The sequence below is a fragment of the Paenibacillus sp. JT22N7 genome (assembly GCF_059383875.1).
The window spans coordinates 135,156-152,901 of record NZ_JBXENY010000006.1 but is presented as its reverse complement, the minus strand read 5'-3'; the positions used below and the strand labels follow the sequence as shown (position 1 = coordinate 152,901).

12 protein-coding genes are annotated in these 17,746 nt (G+C 48.8%); 8 read left to right on the top strand and 4 right to left on the bottom strand.

Annotation, left to right across the window (positions count from 1 at the left end; all coding sequences use genetic code 11):
• The first annotated feature begins 246 nt into the window (after positions 1 to 246).
• The gene (locus AC50Y5_RS17735; protein ID WP_494862508.1) at positions 247 to 3,993 is read left to right on the top strand and encodes an S-layer homology domain-containing protein; all 3,747 of its coding nucleotides are present in this window, start codon (positions 247 to 249) and stop codon (positions 3,991 to 3,993) included.
• Between the two features lie 89 nt (positions 3,994 to 4,082).
• On the opposite strand, the gene AC50Y5_RS17730 is transcribed toward AC50Y5_RS17735, so the two are convergent.
• Positions 4,083 to 5,813 (bottom strand): methyl-accepting chemotaxis protein, encoded by a 1,731-nt coding sequence (locus tag AC50Y5_RS17730; protein ID WP_494862506.1) that lies wholly within the window; start codon positions 5,811 to 5,813, stop codon positions 4,083 to 4,085.
• A gap of 415 nt (positions 5,814 to 6,228) precedes the next feature.
• Between AC50Y5_RS17730 and AC50Y5_RS17725 the strand changes: the two genes are divergently transcribed.
• A complete protein-coding gene (locus AC50Y5_RS17725) occupies positions 6,229 to 6,786 on the top strand; it encodes a stalk domain-containing protein (RefSeq protein WP_494862504.1) in 558 nt (185 codons plus the stop codon).
• A 132-nt stretch (positions 6,787 to 6,918) separates the two neighbouring features.
• Here the strand turns inward: AC50Y5_RS17725 and AC50Y5_RS17720 are convergent, their stop codons facing one another.
• The 3 genes from AC50Y5_RS17720 to AC50Y5_RS17710 form a co-directional block, all read right to left on the bottom strand.
• Positions 6,919 to 7,971, bottom strand: coding sequence for a hypothetical protein (locus tag AC50Y5_RS17720; protein ID WP_235533120.1), 1,053 nt, complete (start codon positions 7,969 to 7,971; stop codon positions 6,919 to 6,921).
• 72 nt (positions 7,972 to 8,043) lie between these two features.
• Complete coding sequence (locus AC50Y5_RS17715; RefSeq protein WP_494862501.1) at positions 8,044 to 9,099, bottom strand: hypothetical protein; 1,056 nt, start codon at positions 9,097 to 9,099, stop codon at positions 8,044 to 8,046.
• A gap of 27 nt (positions 9,100 to 9,126) precedes the next feature.
• Positions 9,127 to 10,941 carry an HSP90 family protein gene (locus AC50Y5_RS17710; RefSeq protein ID WP_494862499.1) on the bottom strand — a complete coding sequence of 605 codons (1,815 nt, stop codon included), beginning with the start codon at positions 10,939 to 10,941 and terminating at the stop codon, positions 9,127 to 9,129.
• Positions 10,942 to 11,995: 1,054 nt separating this feature from the next.
• On the opposite strand from AC50Y5_RS17710, the gene AC50Y5_RS17705 reads away from it, so the two are divergent.
• The 6 genes from AC50Y5_RS17705 (at position 11,996) to AC50Y5_RS17680 (ending at position 17,746) form a co-directional block, all read left to right on the top strand.
• The gene (locus AC50Y5_RS17705; protein WP_494862497.1) at positions 11,996 to 12,442 is read left to right on the top strand and encodes a hypothetical protein; all 447 of its coding nucleotides are present in this window, start codon (positions 11,996 to 11,998) and stop codon (positions 12,440 to 12,442) included.
• A gap of 365 nt (positions 12,443 to 12,807) precedes the next feature.
• Positions 12,808 to 13,560, top strand: coding sequence for a YveK family protein (locus AC50Y5_RS17700; RefSeq protein ID WP_494862495.1), 753 nt, complete (start codon positions 12,808 to 12,810; stop codon positions 13,558 to 13,560).
• Positions 13,541 to 14,218, top strand: coding sequence for a CpsD/CapB family tyrosine-protein kinase (locus tag AC50Y5_RS17695; protein ID WP_056033748.1), 678 nt, complete (start codon positions 13,541 to 13,543; stop codon positions 14,216 to 14,218). The genes AC50Y5_RS17700 and AC50Y5_RS17695 overlap by 20 nt, the downstream gene beginning before the upstream one ends.
• A gap of 609 nt (positions 14,219 to 14,827) precedes the next feature.
• On the top strand, positions 14,828 to 15,745 hold the full coding sequence (gene galU, locus AC50Y5_RS17690) for a UTP--glucose-1-phosphate uridylyltransferase GalU (RefSeq protein ID WP_056033922.1): 918 nt from the start codon (positions 14,828 to 14,830) through the stop codon (positions 15,743 to 15,745).
• Entirely contained in the window at positions 15,742 to 16,407 is a 666-nt protein-coding gene (locus AC50Y5_RS17685; RefSeq protein ID WP_494862493.1) for a sugar transferase, read from the top strand. The genes galU and AC50Y5_RS17685 overlap by 4 nt, the downstream gene beginning before the upstream one ends.
• 199 nt (positions 16,408 to 16,606) lie before the next feature.
• Positions 16,607 to 17,746 carry a glycosyltransferase family 4 protein gene (locus AC50Y5_RS17680; RefSeq protein ID WP_046233572.1) on the top strand — a complete coding sequence of 380 codons (1,140 nt, stop codon included), beginning with the start codon at positions 16,607 to 16,609 and terminating at the stop codon, positions 17,744 to 17,746.

Genomic DNA, 17,746 nt, shown 5'->3' with positions numbered 1-17,746 from the left:
CCAGCTGTTCTACAACAGCTGGCTTTTTGATGAGTGAATGCCCGTTCACATGCGCGAATAGCGCAGTGTGAACAAATGAAACTTGGGTGAACAAATTGCGGGAACAGCAGTGGTTCAGCTTGCTCCGAATTGTTCAATTGAAGGATTGCGAATGGTTGGTTACAATCCATTGTGACGCTCCAGCACTTTTTGTGTAAACGCATACATGCTTGGGGTGATCTATATACAGAGAGGGGATTCATCGTATTGAACAAGCGAAAATGGCTTTCGGCCGCATGCTCCTGTTTATTGGTGCTGTCCATGCTCATGTCTGCTGTTCCTGCCTATGCGGCAGATGAGCTGCAAAATGGGGACAATTCGGCTAGTGTGAGCGCAGCGGTACGTGATGATTTTACTGAGCAGCAATTGAAGGATAACGACTATATTCTTTATTTTGTGAATGCAGGGGACACAACGCCATCTACAGTAGAAGGCACCGATAAGTTTGGGCTGTATTCCTCCGTAACCGAGCAGGTATATGGAGTGGATGCTGTAACTGGTAAAAAATGGGGGTTAGTGACGACTACAACAGCTGCAAGAACAGGCGATGCTTCTACGAAACTGGGGACGCTGCGTTATTATAATGGCACGCAAGTAAGGGATAAGGCGATCGAATACAAATTCGAGCTGCCGGAAGACCGCTATGATATTACGTTTGGATACAAAAATCCGTGGAGCGGCCGCAGCGTCAATATGGTTGTGAACGGAACAAATCTCTCTGGTGAATACAGCATTGGCGAGTATGACGCAGTGAAGGAGGTTACTTATCGAAATGTAAGCCTAACGGGCAATGAAATGCAGGTTCGCGTTCAAGGTCCGGCTACTGCAGCATTAAGCAATTATAATGATCCAATGCTTAGCTATATTATTGTCCGTCTGAATGTCACGATCCCATTGTCCGATCTGGGAGATAAGCTGGATGAGGCAAAAAGCGAGGCGGTGGATGTGAAATACACACGCTATAGCGTACAGGTGCTGAATGATGCAATCGCTGCTGCTTCGGATGTGTTTGATGCACTATCTGCGAATGGCACAGACATGCAGGACCCGGCGGTGCAGGAGCAGATTCGCTCGGCTATCGCTTCATTGAATGCGGCGCTTGCCCAGCTATCGCTGGATGTGCCGAATACATCGTTTAAGCCGGGCGCGGTATGGAATGATACGAGCGGTGCGCTTATTCAAGCGCATGGCGGCGGCATCATCTATGATGAGCATACGCAAAAATATTATTGGTATGGCGAGGATAAAACCAATGGCTATTTGCCGGCACGCGGCGTTCGGGTATACTCCTCAACCGATTTATACAATTGGGAGAATCATGGTCTGGCGTTGACTGCGATTGAGTCGATGGATGATTTTACGAATGATCCGCTTATTTCCCAGCTTTATGCAGGGAGAACCGATCAAGCCAGCATTTTCAATGATATTGGGACGAATCGCATTATCGAGCGTCCAAAGGTCATTTACAATGATGCAACCGGGAAATACGTGATGTGGATGCATACGGATGGCCCGTCTGAAACGTCGACAGCCAACTATGCGAAGGCGGAAGCTGGGTATGCTTTGAGCGATTCGCCAACAGGACCATTCGTCTATGGCGAAAGCCACCGGATGGACCGTGCTCCTGCGGATGCCACCTACAATGGGCAGCCTAATCAGCCGGGAATGGCGCGGGACATGACGCTGTTCAAAGATGATGATGGCACAGCTTACCTCGTGTATTCCAGCGAGGAAAATATGACGATGTACATCTCCAAGCTCAATGAAGAGTACACCGATATTGTCGGTTGGCATAAAGACGGCAATGTCGAGCGCGATACCGTATACAAAGCCGAATATGGTGTCGATTACGTCCGGGTATTTCCGGGAGGACAGCGCGAGGCGCCTGCCTTGTTCAAATATCAAGGCAAATATTATATGATTACGTCCGGCGCAACCGGTTGGGATCCAAACCTTGGCAAATACACCGTTGCCGATGATATTTTCGGCGAATGGAAGCCTATGCGCGATGTAGCGCCGGGCAGCTCTACAACGTTTGGCTCGCAAAGCACGCATGTCCTTCCGATTGATCCAGCAGCGGGCAAGTTCCTCTATATGGGTGATCGCTGGGACAAAAATGACCTGAAAAATTCGCGTTACATTTGGCTGCCGATCGAATTTGGCCAAAATGATGAAATCGCGCTGCGCTGGCGCGATGAATGGACGCTGGATGAGCTGAGTGCAATGGGACGTATTACGATTGATACGCCATTGCCTACACAAACCTCGATTGGCAAAGTGCCTGTACTGCCCGATACGGTGCAAATTACAGTGTCTGGCGGTTCGCAAACGACGGCTGCAATTGCTTGGAATGCAACGCCGGAGCTATTCGCCAAGCCGGGCATCGTGACGCTGAAGGGTACGCTTAGCGGGGCGAGCACCAAAACGATTGAACAGCAAATTTATGTGGTGCCAGATCGCAGCGCTTATTTCGTTCATGCCGGAGGCGCGGCGACAGCCGATTATAACGACATGATTTCCTACATGGAAGATACGCTTATTAATAAAGAAGCGATCGATCAGCAATATGACCCGGATAATGGCCGGAATTGGGGTTATGTTGGTAACAATACATTAACCTCTGGTACGGCTAGTGGCGATTTGTTCGCTTCGCTGCGTTATTTAAAGTCTGGAACAGGCGATGATTTGCCGTACCGTTTTGATATTGCGAATGGCGAATACGATGTTTATGTCGGCTTGTATGATCCATGGTCGCAATATAATCCTGGCACTCGCAAAGCTCAAATCATTATTAATGATGAAATTAAAACGAACAGCTATACATTCAGCGCTTCGCGAGATGTACTTGGCTACGAAGATGTGAATGTGTCTGACGGCAAGCTGGCGCTGACGATTCGTCGGGCGGTCAGCGGCGCTCCTGATCCGCAAATTAGCTGGATTATGATTGTTGCTAAGGAGCAGACAGCAGTGCAGGCGGCAAACCGTCTGGGCGAAATAGCGGCACCAGCGCAAGGAGCGGTACAGTTGACGCTGCCGGAAGCCCCAGAAGGCTTCACAGTGGCAATCAAATCCTCCAACAGTGCGGTAATTGGTACCGATGGTACGATTACGCCGCCAGAGCAAGCGACAACGGTTCAATTGGAGCTGGAAGTGACGCGGCTGTCGGATCAGACGAGCGCTGTCATCGTACGTTCCGTTATCGTGCCTGCCAAAGCAAGCAGCGGCGGCGGAACGGATCCGGGAACGAACCCTGGGACGGATCCGGGTACGAATCCGGGTACGAATCCAGGCTCGGGGTCTGGCAGTAATCCAGGCTCAGGCTCAGGAAGCGGCTCAGGCAATGGGACGAATCCAGGCACTACGCCGGGCACAGGAACGGATCCGGGAACAAATCCAGGAACAGGTACGAATCCGCCGTCATTCCCGGATGTCAGCAATCACTGGGCAGGAGCGGCAATTGGCAAGCTGACGGCCCAAGGCCTTATGAAAGGTTATCCAGATGGTACATTCCAGCCGGATAGAAAGATGAATCGTGCAGAGTTTATGACGATTATTTTCCGCTTATTGAAGCTGGATGCGGCTGCGGGCTCATCGAAGTTTAACGATGTGTCAGAAGGAGCTTGGTATGCAGGTTCGGTAAATGCTTTGGTCAATGAAGGAATTGTGAGCGGATTTGCTGATGGCAGCTTTAAGCCAAATCAGGAAATTACCCGCGAGGAAGCTTTTGTCATTTTGTATCGTGCGATTAAGGGGCAGCTTGCTGCTGGCACGGCTAGCGGCGAGGGCAGCTTCAAGGATAGCGACAGCGTTTCAGCTTGGGCAGCGGAAGCGGTTCAAGCGCTTTCAGAGCATGGGCTGATCAGCGGTTATAAAGATGGTTCCATCAAACCGGAGCAATCGATCAATCGGGCTGAAATAGCTACAATTATTGCCAAGCTTTTGCAAGAGCAATAGAAAAAGAAAAGAGCAAGGTTCCCGTGATTGTGGGGGAGCCTTGCTCTTTTTGCTTTATTTTTCAACGATTCTGTTTAACGCAGCCTTCGTTAGTTCACTTTAAAGCTGGAAATTGCCGCCTCTAGATCGCCGACAATGCGATTCAGCGATTGGGCCGATGATGCGATATGCTCCATCTGTGCAAGCTGCTCCTCTGTTGCGGCCGCCACGTCATCGGTTTTCTCCAAATTGGAGGCAGCGCCTGCCGCAGCTGATTCTGTCGAAGCGCTAATTTGCTGGGAGCCTGCGGATAATTGCTCAGCAATAGCCGAATTATCATGGAGCTGATTCGCAATTTGCTCAATCGCGATCGAGACGGCATCAAGCCGCTCCCGCACAACGTTCAGCTGTCCGCCGCCATTTTCGACCTCTTGAACGGTTGTCGCCATATAGCTCGATGCACTGGCAATTTCACTGCGCGTGCCAGCTACGAGCGTATTGATGCCTTCCGCTGATTCCAGCGAGGCCGCTGCCAGCTTGCGGATTTCCTCTGCCACAACGGCAAACCCTTTGCCTTGATCCCCTGCACGTGCAGCCTCAATGGAGGCGTTCAGTGATAAAATATTCGTTTGACCGGCGAATGCGGTAATATTTTGAGCGATTTTGCCGATTTGCTGCGAGCGATGCTCAAGGGAATGAATGCTTTCGGACAGCTTCGTTATGACGGCGCGAATGTCCTCCATCTGGTTAACGAGCATATTCAATGCCTGCTGGCTTTGCTCGGTTTGCTCCGACGTTCCAGAGGAATGCATCGCAATGGAAGTTGTATTTTCGGCAATCCGCTGAATGCCCACCGCCATCTCTTCAATCGCACGGGACGTCTCCTGCGCCGTTCTTGCTTGAACCATCGAGCTTTGAGCAACCTCCTGAATCCGAATCGCGGTATGCTCTGCCGCCTCAGTCGATTCCTGGGATGCGGCTGTCAGCTGGGAGGAGGCAGCGCTTACCTCGATCGCGGACTCCGAAATGCCGCTAATGAGCTTGCGCATCGTGTCAATCATATGATCGACGGCGGCTGATATGCGGCCAAGCTCATCGGTTCCAGGATTTTTATCCCGCTGCACGGTCAAATCTCCCGCCGCTACTTGGTTGGATTTGGCGACAATCGTGCGGACTGTCCGCATAATTTGACGGACGGTGATGATAACAACGACGACTAAAAGAAGCGTAACTAAAGTAGTTGCTATGAAAGCTACAAGCTGATTTTGCTCTACTTGCTTGTTGATGGCCGCTATTGTCAGCTCCGAATGCTTGTCTAAGCTTTCTCCAATCTCGTCAATACCGGAGCGGCTGGATTTAAAAGCGTCGTCAATTTCGGCATTGCGGAACTGGTGCTGGTCCCCGGCAGCAGCCTGTACGGCAGCAGAGGACCATAATTCAAATTTCGGCTGAAACTGGCCCAGAATATCTTCAATCGTGCGGCCAGACTCACCATATGCCAATTTTTGCAAAGATTGCGCTTCAATAATAACGTTTGCTTTTCCAACACGTTCGGATACCTGCGCGATATTCTCGGACAACTCTTTGCGGGCTTCCTCCGTTTCAGCCGCGTTCAACGTACCAGACTCCACTTTTAAATACGCTTGAAAAGCTTGATACATGTCACGGTCTGCGTTCAAAATCAGTGAATTGACCTGATTGGATGTGTCATAAATCTCCTCTGTCATCGTACGCACAATTTGCTGCTGCCCGTTCAGGTAATACAAGCTCGACAGCACATACGCAATAAGCGGAATTGCAGCAAGCAGAGCAAGCCGCCAGCGTAAAGATAGTTTTAACATAGAATCCCGCCCTCTTTTCTAAAAGTTAACCTAATATGTTTTATATATCGGTGAAAATCACGTTTTCCATAACGATTTTATAGAGCGTTTTAAAAATAATTGTATCGAAGCCTTAGGGAAAAAGAGGTGGGGAAAATGATAGGCTGTTTTCTTGAATGAAGCCTTGCTGGACGCGGTTTACGGCCGATTGAAGATTCGACACATTTCGATAAAAATTTAGGTCGTAATCCGTCTTTTTATTGGAGTAATATGTTGTAATTTGTCGAATTTAATTGCAGCTAGAAATTTCCTGACTCCTTTATAGCTTAGAAGCTGCTGGGTGGCGTCATCAGAGAGAGTATAAATGAAGCATAGAGGAGTGTGAATCCGGCGGGATGCATGGCCTGCATCGATATGGCCACGAATAGGAATTTTTATGCTCGCTTTACTCATCATGCTTCAAGTTAGTCCCCCTTCCATTTATGCAGCTCCTGCGCCGGATACATTTACAACGAAGAGCTGGGAGGATTTGCCCGCAGGCGCAATCAAAGACGCTGCTTACGGAAACAATGTTTATATAGCCGTAGGAGATTATGGCGCCATTATTAACTCAGCAAATGAAGAAGGGAAGGCTTACTTCACAACGAATGGATCGTCTTGGACGAATACTCAGCCGGTGTATACAGAGCCATTCATCTGGAGCGGCATGACTTATATTCCGCTTCGCTACCTGAGCGAAGGCATTGGCGCTGACGTGAAATGGGATAAAAAAGCGCAGCTGGTTACGATCAAAGCAGGCAGCGACACACTGAAATTTTGGATGAACAAAGACTTCATGGAAGTAAACGGCATGAAAAAATCCGTAGGCGCTAAAGTATTTGTCAACTCCGACAACAGGACGGTCGTGCCGCTTCGCTTCATTACGGAACTGCTTGGCTGGAACGTACATTGGGGCAAAGCCGATCATTCCATTACGTTGACCAAAGCAATGTAAGACAAACCGTCCACAAATACAAATCCCCGCAAGCCGATCACTTGAAAAAGTGTCCGCTTGCGGGGATTTTTTTGAAATATAAGCATTATAAGTTTCACACTTATTGTGCACTAGGCAGCTTCGCCAGACACCTTATAAGAGCAGCTTATCGGCTACCTTTTTACTATAAAAGTCATTGCCATTGCGTGCATCATAACGTTGTGCCGCCGCAGTGGCGAGGTTTTCAAAATAAGCGGCGAGCGCTGGAAGGCTGGTATCTTCATGCGCCGCAAGAAAGGAGGCGGGAAGCCGAAGCATCACATTCGATCCTTCTTGAACCAGTTTCTTCAGCAGGCGTGCCGTACATAGATTAAACAGCATCACTTCATAAGGGTTCTCATGATCAAGTGCGAAAGCCAAATGCAGCTCTACAGCCTCAATCGCTTTAGCTGGCTTGGTTGCCGTCAAATATTCAATATGCTGGGCGACGCTTTCCAGCAGATCGCGTTTGCCTTTGACGAGGCGATAGCCTTTCGTATGCGCTTTTTTCGCTTCCTCATGGAGGTTTAGGCGCTGCATAGGCAGGAGCAGCTCCGGCAGCGTAATATGAGGTACCTCAGCACATTTCATGTTCCCTGATAAAATCGGCTCCGCTGCCTTTAATGCTTGCTCATCCTCGCCCAGTCTTGAATATAGCATGACAATATAATGCTGCTCACAGGCGATGCAATCGCTCATATGGTCCCGAAATGCTTTCATAAATTGCTGGAGATAATCTTTGGCTTCATCAAGCTTGCCATGGTCAAGGGCGAGCCGGGAACGGAAATATAAATAAGTGCGATTGCTGTAGCCATGCTCCTTATAACGCTTGCCCAAATCCTCCAGCAGCTCCTGAATTTGCGACATTGGAATTTCTGGGAAATTCGAAATGGTGCCGATGATCCATTTATATCGCCATAACAAGCTTCTGCCATCATATTCCTCAGGGTTTTGATCATATTGGCCTAGCTGCCAGGAGAAGGCGATAATCGCCTTCAGCGGGAAGCCATGAAATCCAGCAGTTTTCACGATTTGGTGGCGCGCATAAAAACCATTTTCGATATCACCCTCGGCATCTGCGAGCCGAACGGCAGCCTCCAGCACCTCGAGCTGGGCAGCGCCGGGAGGGAGGTCATACGCCTGGTTCATTAAATCCTCAAAATCCATTTCCATAGATGCTCCTCTGTTTATTTGTTAAATACATGGCAATAGAAGCGCCAAGAGGCCTCATCAGGCGAGTTAAACGAGCAAGCTCGCGGCATTATTACTATAATAATCATTGCCATTGCGAGCATCAAAACGTTTTGCTGCCGATAGCGCGAGTGCTTCAAAGTGCGCAGCAAGCGCGGGCAGACTTGTATCTTCATGCAACGCGAGGAAGGAGGCTGGCAGACGCAGCTTTACTTCAGCTCCCTCGCTAATTAGCTTCTTTAGCAGCCGTGCTGTGAACAGATTAAATCGCATGACCTCATAAGGATTCTCATGGTCAAGGATAAATGCCAAATGCAGCTCGACGGCCTCTACCGCCTTCGCCGGATTCACATCCGTCAAATAATGAATATGCTGTGCGACGCTAGCGAGCAGATCGCGCTTGCCTTTGACCAGTCGATAGCCTTTCGTATGAAGCTTTTGGGCTTCTTCTGGCGAGCCTTGACGCAGCAAAGGCGAAAGCAGGTGCGGCAGTGTAATATGAGGAACCTCAGCGCATTTCATTTTGCCGGATAAAATCGGCTCTGCCGCCTTTAAAGCTTGTTCATCTTCGCCCAATTGCGCGTAAAGCTCCACGATATGATTTTGCTCGCAGGCGATACAGTCAGTCATATAGTCCCGATCGACCTTCACCATCTGCTCGAGAAAATCCTTGGCTTCATTCAGCTTTCCATGGCTTAAGGCAAGGCGAGAGCGGTAATACAAATAAGTGCGGCGGCTGTAGCCATGCTCCTTATAGCGTTTGCCCAAATCCTCCAGCAGCTCCTGAATTTGCGGCATCGGGATTTCCGGGAAATTCGAAATGTTGCCGACGATCCATTTGTAGGACCACATTAAATCGCTGCTATCGTAATGATCGGGTTGATGGTCAGATTGTCCCAGCTGCCAAGAGAAAGCGATAATCGCTTTGAGCGGGTAACCGTGAAAAATAGCCGTCTCCACAATTTCGCCTCTCGCCTCAAAGGCGTTATCGATATCGCCCTCTGCATCTGCGATTCTCACGGCAGCCTCCAGCACCTCAAGCTTAGCTGCGCCAGGGGGCAGATCGTAGGCCTGATCCATTAAATCTTCAAAATCGAGTTCCATTCATGTTCCTCCTTCTGCATCTAGCATTTAAGCGTTCGACGATAGTCCCCAGTCGATAAATTTAACCATGCCTTGGCCCAGTACACCAAGCTCCTGGCGCGTCATCGGATAATGACCCATCAGCAAAGCATTCGTATACAGCATTTGGGCAGCGGTTGTGAACATTTGGTTGTCGGCACTGGTGAAAATTTTCTGGACGAGCGGATTGTTTAAGTTAAAATAAAGCGTCGAATACGCCGATTCCGTAAAGCTCGCGCCAAGGTTGCCGAGTACGGAAGCGAGCAGGTCCGAGCTGTTTTCCTTCGCTTTCTCCAAGGAGCGCAGCGACGATGATTCCTTCGACAGCGTATAAAGGGCAGGAAGCTCTGCTGGAGCAAAACGTTTGAGCTGAATTTGACAGCGGAAGCGCTGCAATGCCCCATCTGCAAGGCGAATTCGCTCGTAAAATTGATTGCGCTCCTCATTCGTTAAGTCCTCGAAGGACAGCGATACATCTTCCGGCAGCAGCCTTTCCATATCCAGCTCAGGAAGAAGGATCGACAAGCGCTCAAGCAATTCATGGTTATAAATATAGCCGCCATTGAGGACGAGCATCGATTGTGCTGCGGCCACATGGGTAATTTGACGGTATTCATCAACAGATAACGTGTAAAATATTTTTTTATTATCGGCCATCAGCTCGCCAAATGTTCGTTCTCCGTAGGTGCTTTCAAATGTAATCCAGCGGTAAATGGTTTGCAGGAAATCCTCATCCTGCGCAGCGAGTGCCTTCATCGACAAAGCATGCAGCTGAATGATGCGCTGCAAGCGGTCAGGCTCATATTCGCCTATGCGCATAAGCTCATTGCGGATCGATTGTCCAAGCTCCTCGCGCACCGATTCCAGCCGTTCATCCTCATAGAAATGCTCGCGTGATGCCGTCGGCTGAAGCTCATCTGTCCAGATGAGGCATTTGACGAAAAACGCCCATTCCGGCAAAATATTTTCGGCTTTATCGGAGACAAGCATTTGCTTCAGATATACTTTATGGGAACGGCGGGCATTCAGATTCACACTATGCGGCAAAATAAAGGCGATTCCGCCCGTACGGCCATTCGCTGTTTGGAGCGGGATGAAATCCTGCAGCGGCTCGCCCAGCAGCTTTTCGCCGAAGGCAAGCACCTCGCGGCGACGGCCGCGCGCCAGCTCCGGCTGCAAAATCCAGTCAGGTCGCGACTCGTTAATCGTCTTCGCGTCTCCATTTGCATGCAGCCTAACCGGATAGGGCAGCAGAGCGCCATAATAGAATAGTAAATCCTCAACCATTTGCGGCTCGTAATAAGGCTCGCTATCTGGCTTGCAGCGCAAATAAATTTTCGTTCCCGGTGCCAGCTGGGTGCTCAGCTGGCGGATCGTATACGTTCCGTCCGGCTTGCCGCGCCATTCCATGGATGGCCCGCCCTTCACCGATTGGGTAAGAACGACAATTTCGTCGCTGACCATAAAGCAGGACAGCAGACCGATGCCGAAGCGGCCGATAAACGAGGTTTCTTTTGCAATAAAATCTTGACCAACCTTGGAGGAATGTCCGATCATCGCTAGAAACTGATGAATATCCTCCTCGGTCAGCCCTACGCCGTTGTCTTCAACCGTCATCGTCGCTCCACTGCCGCTGCCTGAAATTTCTACCGTCACATTTCCGGTAAAACCAGGCTCAAGCTGTCCTCGTGCTGTAATAGCATCCGTCGCATTTTGCAGAAGCTCGCGCAAATAAACATTAGGGCTGCTATATAAATGGTTGGAAAGTATATTAATCATTCCGCTTAAATTAACTTGAAAGCGATACTCTTGTTCGTTGCTCATCGGATTCTCCTTTATTATAGAAGGATTTTAGTTTTTATCGTCCTAACTATTCTACTATTTTCCATACATGCAATTCCAATATTTATAGCATAATGAGCCGTTTGGCCCATAAGCATATACCCTAAATTCCTATCTTTCAAACAGCTATAGTCGCAGAGGTGGACACTAGAATAGAAGAAGCGAGAAGGAAGCTTTATTTTTTTGTAAAATAGGGAACAAAGTTTTCGGTGCGTCTCCTCCCTGATAGGATGACAAAAAAGCGCCGTTTTAGCATAATGAGTCAAGAGGCCCATACGCCTATCCCCTTAATGACTACCTAAAGTTTCCAAATAGTCACGCATGCTGATTGGATCGGTATAGGAGGAAAGGAATGGGGTATAATAAAACTATACAGTATAATAGAAGGAGGCGGCATACAATGTTCTTTCGCAAAGGAAGCCTAAAAGTCGGCATATTAAACGGTATTCTTCTCGCGCTGCCCTTCTGGATCCTCTTAATTTGGTTAATATTAAAGCTAATTAACTAGCCTTATGCGGCTATTGAATCAGACAATTCGGGATAGATTATTGAAACATTAGAACGCTTGCAAAGCTTAGAACATTCGTTCAGAGCGCAAGCGTTTTTTTGTTCATTTTTCTGAAAATAAAGCGAAGGCCAAAACGCCGTCATGCCGCATGGCGCCTATAAAATAAACTGACATGCCGCTCCGCCTGCCGTTAGCGAATCAACGTCTGTTTGTTGCGTCTAAAAAGCGCAATAAAGTTCTCATTTTGCCTGATGCAGCTTAACCGCTGTACCTATGCTGAAAGTGGCCTTTTGTAGACAATAAAGCACGGTTATACAATACCTCAACAATTTACTGAATTTGGATATAGGACGCGTGGGGTAGTTAATGGGCTAAATGATCAATTTATTTAATTCGACACAAACTGACACTCTTTTCGGTTTTCTTCTTTTATACTTATTCAATACGCATAATATACGACATACTAAAAAGAGCGCATTGGATAGGTTGCCTGCTTATATTTTCAAAAAAAAGTGTGGAGGGATTAGGATGGTAACGAATCAACAATCACTCAGACGGGTGAATGATTACGGCGTTGTGGGAGAGCAGCCCGATCAAATCGCTGATGATCTCCACGAGCTTGTGCAGCAGAAGCAGCGCTCTCTGAAAGCGAAGGCCTTTTTCAAAAAGCTTGCTGACGATCCAATGTTTGCGCCCGAACCAGGGAGAACCGCAGGAAGAAGCCTGACGGAATGGCTGCTTATGGCGCAATATCCAATGAAGCAGGAAATGGTATTCGATTATGAAGAGCAGCGTTATGTGCCTTCCGAGGCAAGGCCTCGTATTGATTTAGCCGAGTTGCTGACGCTGCTGCTGCGTAAAAAAGGAATTAATGGCACGTTTGAAGATATGATGGATCATGTCCTTGAGGGTGGTTCGTTCCAACAGTTTTTGTCGGAGAACAGACTCTCGAAAAGGGCCTCTATGCAAGCGTAAACAGCCGAAAGCCGTCCTCTGGTGGCAAAGCTACTGTTTCGCGTTGAAATATAGAGAAAGGATGGGGAAAATCAGATCCTTTCCTAATATTTTAAATGAATGTTTTGAAAATTCAGAAAACTAATTTTCAAAACACCTTGAAAAAGTTATTCTTTATGAATATAATCAAGTCGAAAAAGCTCATATTGAGTATTTTCGCAAAAGGATAAAACTGTCGAATCATAGAGAAAGGTGTAAAATGGCTGCCTGCCCGATGCTGAAAGTTGCTTAAAAGGGCCGGGCAGCTGGGCGGCGAAAATGGTAGGTACCTCTTTTTTTTACCCAATAGGTCGCGTTTTGAATAATTTTTTATGGAGGTATACGCATTGGAATTAAAACAATATTGGCACGTTGTGAAGAAAAGAATCTGGTTGATAACAGCGCTCGTCTGCATGGCAGGGATCGCCACAGGCATCTATTCTTATTATTTTCAACAGCCGGAATATGAGGCGTCGACCAAGCTGATCGTTAATCAGACAGGCAGTCAAAACGATATTATCGCCAAGCTGGATCTAAGCACGATCAACTCCAACATTCAACTGGTGAAGACGTACAAGGAAATTATAAGAACGCCGAGGGTGATGGGCAAGGTTGCCCAGAAGTATCCTGAGCTTGGCCTTACGACAGGCGAGCTGATTGAACGGATTAGCGTAACCTCAGTCAACGACACGCAGGTGATGTCCGTCACTGCAAAGGATTCCTCTTACAGCCGGGCCGCGAACATTGCGAATGCGGTATCGGAGGTGTTCATGCAGGAGCTGCCGAGCTTGATGCAGGTTGATAATGTGTCGATTTTGTACGAAGCCGATCATACGCTCACACCGCCTCCTGTGTCGCCTAAGCCGACGATGAATATTGCGATTGCGATTGCACTCTCTATGCTGGTAGGCATTGGATTCGCGCTGCTGCTCGATTATCTCGACGATACGATTAAGACGGAGGAGGACATTCAGGCGGTGCTTGGCTTGCCGACGCTGTCGCTCATTCCGAAAATTCGCGAGGTTGATCTAGGCAAGCACAAGGACAATTCCATAGACCGACCGATGAGGGGGAAAAATAATGTCACGTACGAAACCTAATTGGCCGCTCATTACGGAAACGAACCCGAAGTCGCCGATATCGGAGGCTTACCGCATCCTTAGAACGAATATTGATTTCTCCAATTTGGAGGAAGAAATTCGTACCCTGATGGTCACCTCCACGAAGATGAATGAAGGCAAAAGCACAACCTCGGCCAACATTGCTGTCACTTATGCGCAGTCGAACAAGAGGGTGCTGTTGATTGACGCCGATATGCGCAAGCCGACGCAGCATCAGCTGTTCCGGGTATCCAATCAAATTGGCCTAACCTCGGTGCTGAGCAATCAGAAGGAATGGGAGACCGCGATTCAAGCCACCTCGGTGAGCGGGCTCAGCATTTTACCGGCAGGACCAGTTCCGCCGAACCCGTCAGAGATGCTGGCATCCAAGCGAATGGACCAGCTACTGGAAAAAATGAAGGAGCATTACGACATTATCATTGTCGATACCCCGCCGATCATGGTCGTGACGGATGCGCAAATCGTAGCATCCAAGTCCGACGGCGTCGTCCTCGTCATCGATTCCGGCACAGTCAAGAAGGAGGTCGCCATCAAAGCGAAGGCGAGCCTGGAGCATGTGAAAGCGAGGATTTTAGGGGTAGTGCTCAATAAAATCAAGCGGAGCAGCTCGGAAGGGTATTTATATTACTACCAATGAGTGTGAGGTTTCATTTTGAGTAGTTGTAATCTCTTTATCGGATGATTAAAAGCGTGAATGAAAAAAGCTCCACTGCATGAAAGGCTTGGCTTCCGATCGCCATTACCCTTGCATTCCTCGAAATAGCCCCTAATAGGGGGGGACGCAAGGGTAAAAGCGAACGCTACGCTTCTCCAGCTCAAGCCTTTCATTCCGCTTCGCCATTTTCATCACCATTTTTTTAAACCACAAGTAAAGAGAATTAACGTTTTTAAAGGTAATGTCTCCTGCACCTATATCACTGGAGGCACTCGATCATGCTGTGGGCCGCGAACGGCCTTAGACGTAGAGCGTCGGTGGTGTGGGGTGAGGAGGGGTTAGATGCCCTTTAATTTAGTGAGGAGTTTAGGTGAAAGGGGCAAGCGCAGCGCCGATCCCCTTTCACCGAGCTCCTCCACACTATTACGTGCAGAAAAACGGGCGAAAAGGAGTGAAAGCATTTAGAAGTTCGAGCTATACGATCATGTATAGGAGAGGAGCAAGGCACACGAGAGTATAGCTGGAACTTTTAACTCCCATGAACTGCTTCCAATTAAAGAAAAAAAACGAAGAAGGATAGGGTGATGGATGATGAAAAAAGTGACAAAAGCAATTATTCCTGCAGCTGGACTTGGAACGCGCTTCTTGCCTGCAACGAAAGCAATGCCGAAGGAGATGCTGCCGATTGTCGACAAGCCGACGATTCAATACATCGTCGAGGAAGCCATCGCATCCGGTATCGAAGACATTATTATCGTAACAGGTAAAGGGAAGCGAGCTATTGAGGACCATTTTGATATCGCATTTGAACTGGAGCACACGTTGATTGAGAAAGGCAAGCTGGAGCTGCTGCAAGCCGTGCAGCGTTCCTCCAATGTAACAATCCATTATATTCGTCAAAAAGAAGCAAAAGGGCTGGGACATGCTGTATGGTGCGCCCGTAAATTTATCGGCAATGAGCCATTCGCTGTTTTGCTCGGCGATGACATCGTCGAATCCGAGGTGCCTTGCACAAGGCAGCTCATTGAACAATATGATGCGACGGGCAAATCGGTCATCGGCGTTCAGACCGTTTCCGTCGATCAGACGCAGCGTTACGGCATTGTCGATCCGGTAGGGATGGATGTAGAAGGCAGCCGGCTCGTACAGGTTAACCGTTTCGTCGAGAAGCCGAAGCCGGGACATGCCCCGTCCAATTTGGCGATTATGGGCCGTTACGTGCTGACGCCGGAAATTTTTGATTTTCTGGAGCTGCAGGAGAAGGGCGCAGGCGATGAGATTCAATTAACCGATGCGATTCAAAAGCTGAATGAAAGCGAAGGCGTTTTTGCTTATGATTTTGAAGGCAAACGTTACGATGTCGGAGAAAAGCTTGGCTTTATTTTAACGACGATTGATTTCGCCCTGCGCAATAAGGAGCTTAAGCTTCCGCTCATGACGGCACTTGAGGAAATTGTTGAGCAGCAGCAGGCTAGCCAGCTCAAAGCACTGAGGAGGGATAGCGTATGAGTGTAAATCGGCCACAATACAAATCGGAAGCCCGCACGCTGACTCTCTCGCTGCAAGCCGCAGCGAAGCGGATCATTGATGTCTTATGCTCGCTCGCGGGCATTATTTTTCTGCTTCCGGTGTTCATGCTAGTCGCTTTGCTGATTAAGATCAGCGATCCGAAGGGCACGGTTTTTTTCAAGCAGAAGCGGATTGGACATAAGGGCAATACGTTCAGCATCATCAAGTTTCGCTCTATGCTGCATGATGCCGAGCAGCGGCTGAGCGCCGACCCGGTATTGTACAAAAAATATATCGACAACAGCTACAAGCTTGATCCATCCGAAGACCCGCGCGTCACGAAAATCGGCAGCTTCCTGCGCAAAACGAGCCTGGACGAGCTCCCCCAGCTCATCAATGTGCTGAAAGGCGAGATGAGCCTGGTGGGACCGCGCCCAATCGTGCGTGACGAGCTGAAGGAATATGGAGAGAAGGCGGTCCCCTTCCTATCGGTCAAGCCGGGAGTAACCGGCTATTGGCAAGTAAGCGGCCGCAGCGACGTCGGGTATCCTGAGCGCGTCGATCTTGAGCTGTTCTACGTCTACAACCAGTCCGTATGGCTGGATCTGAAAATATTGTATCGCACGGTCATTATCGTGCTGCTGCGCAAAGGCGCTTATTGAAATCAAAAAATGGCAAAAAGGATTAGCGGAGTGAAAAGGTTGGTTGGAGGAGCGGTAGCGTCCGATTTTTGCAGCTTCATTTTACCGCAAAGGCGGTTTATTCAAAAAATGAAGCTGCAACAGCGGCCGGAGACCAACCTTTTCACGCAGCTTTCCCCTATATGCCATAAGACACTACGCACGAAGAAGGAGTTGCCCTATGAGAGTGGCTATCGTTCATGAATGGCTGGTAACCTATGCAGGTTCAGAGAAGGTAGTAGAACAACTGCTGAATATTTACCCTGACGCGGACCTGTTCTGTGTAATTGATTTTCTGGAAGAAAAGGACCGCCATATGCTGAAGGGAAAAAAGCCGATTACAACTTTTATTCAGCAGCTGCCTTTTGCGAAAAAAATGTACAAAACGTATCTTCCTTTTATGCCGCTGGCGGTCGAGCAGTTTGACTTATCCGGCTATGATGTCATCATATCCAGCTCGCATGCGGTCGCGAAAGGCATTATTACGGGCCCTGATCAAATTCATATTTCCTATGTGCATACGCCGATCCGTTATGCCTGGGATTTGCAGCATCAATATTTAAGCGAGCTGGGCAAGCTGAAGCAGCTCGTATCCAAGCTGCTGCTGCACCAAATTCGCATGTGGGATGTGCGGACAGCGAACGGCGTAGATGTGTTTCTTGCGAACTCGTCCTACATCGCCCGGCGCATTCACAAAATTTATCGCCGCCAGGCACAGGTTGTGTATCCGCCGGTTGAAGTGAAGGCGTTCGGCAATCACTCCAATCAGGATCGGAAAGAGTATTATTTTACTGCCTCGCGGCTTGTGCCGTATAAGCGGATTGATCTCGTTGTCGAGGCTTTTGCCAAAATGCCGGACAAGGAGCTGATCGTCATCGGCGACGGCCCGGAGATGAAGACGCTGAAGCAGCTGGCAACGCCGAACGTCAAGCTGCTCGGCTACCAGCCGAATGCCGTGCTGCTTAAGCATATGCAGCAGGCTAAAGCTTTTATTTTCGCAGGTGAAGAGGACTTCGGCATTAGCATGGTGGAGGCTCAGGCAGCGGGAACGCCGGTTATTGCTTACGGCAAGGGTGGTGCCCAGGATATCGTCAAAGGGCTGGGCGAGAACAATCCAACCGGTTTGTTCTTTGAGAAGCAGGATGCGGAATCGGTCATTGATGCGGTACGGCAGTTTGAGCTGCTGTCCTGGATGATGACGGATGCGAACTGCCGCCAAAATGCACAGCAGTTTTCGGTGGAGGCGTTTCTGTACCACATTTCCAGCATCGTCAGCGGTAGCTTCAATGAACGGTTTAACCCGATGAAAGTGCAGGCCTAG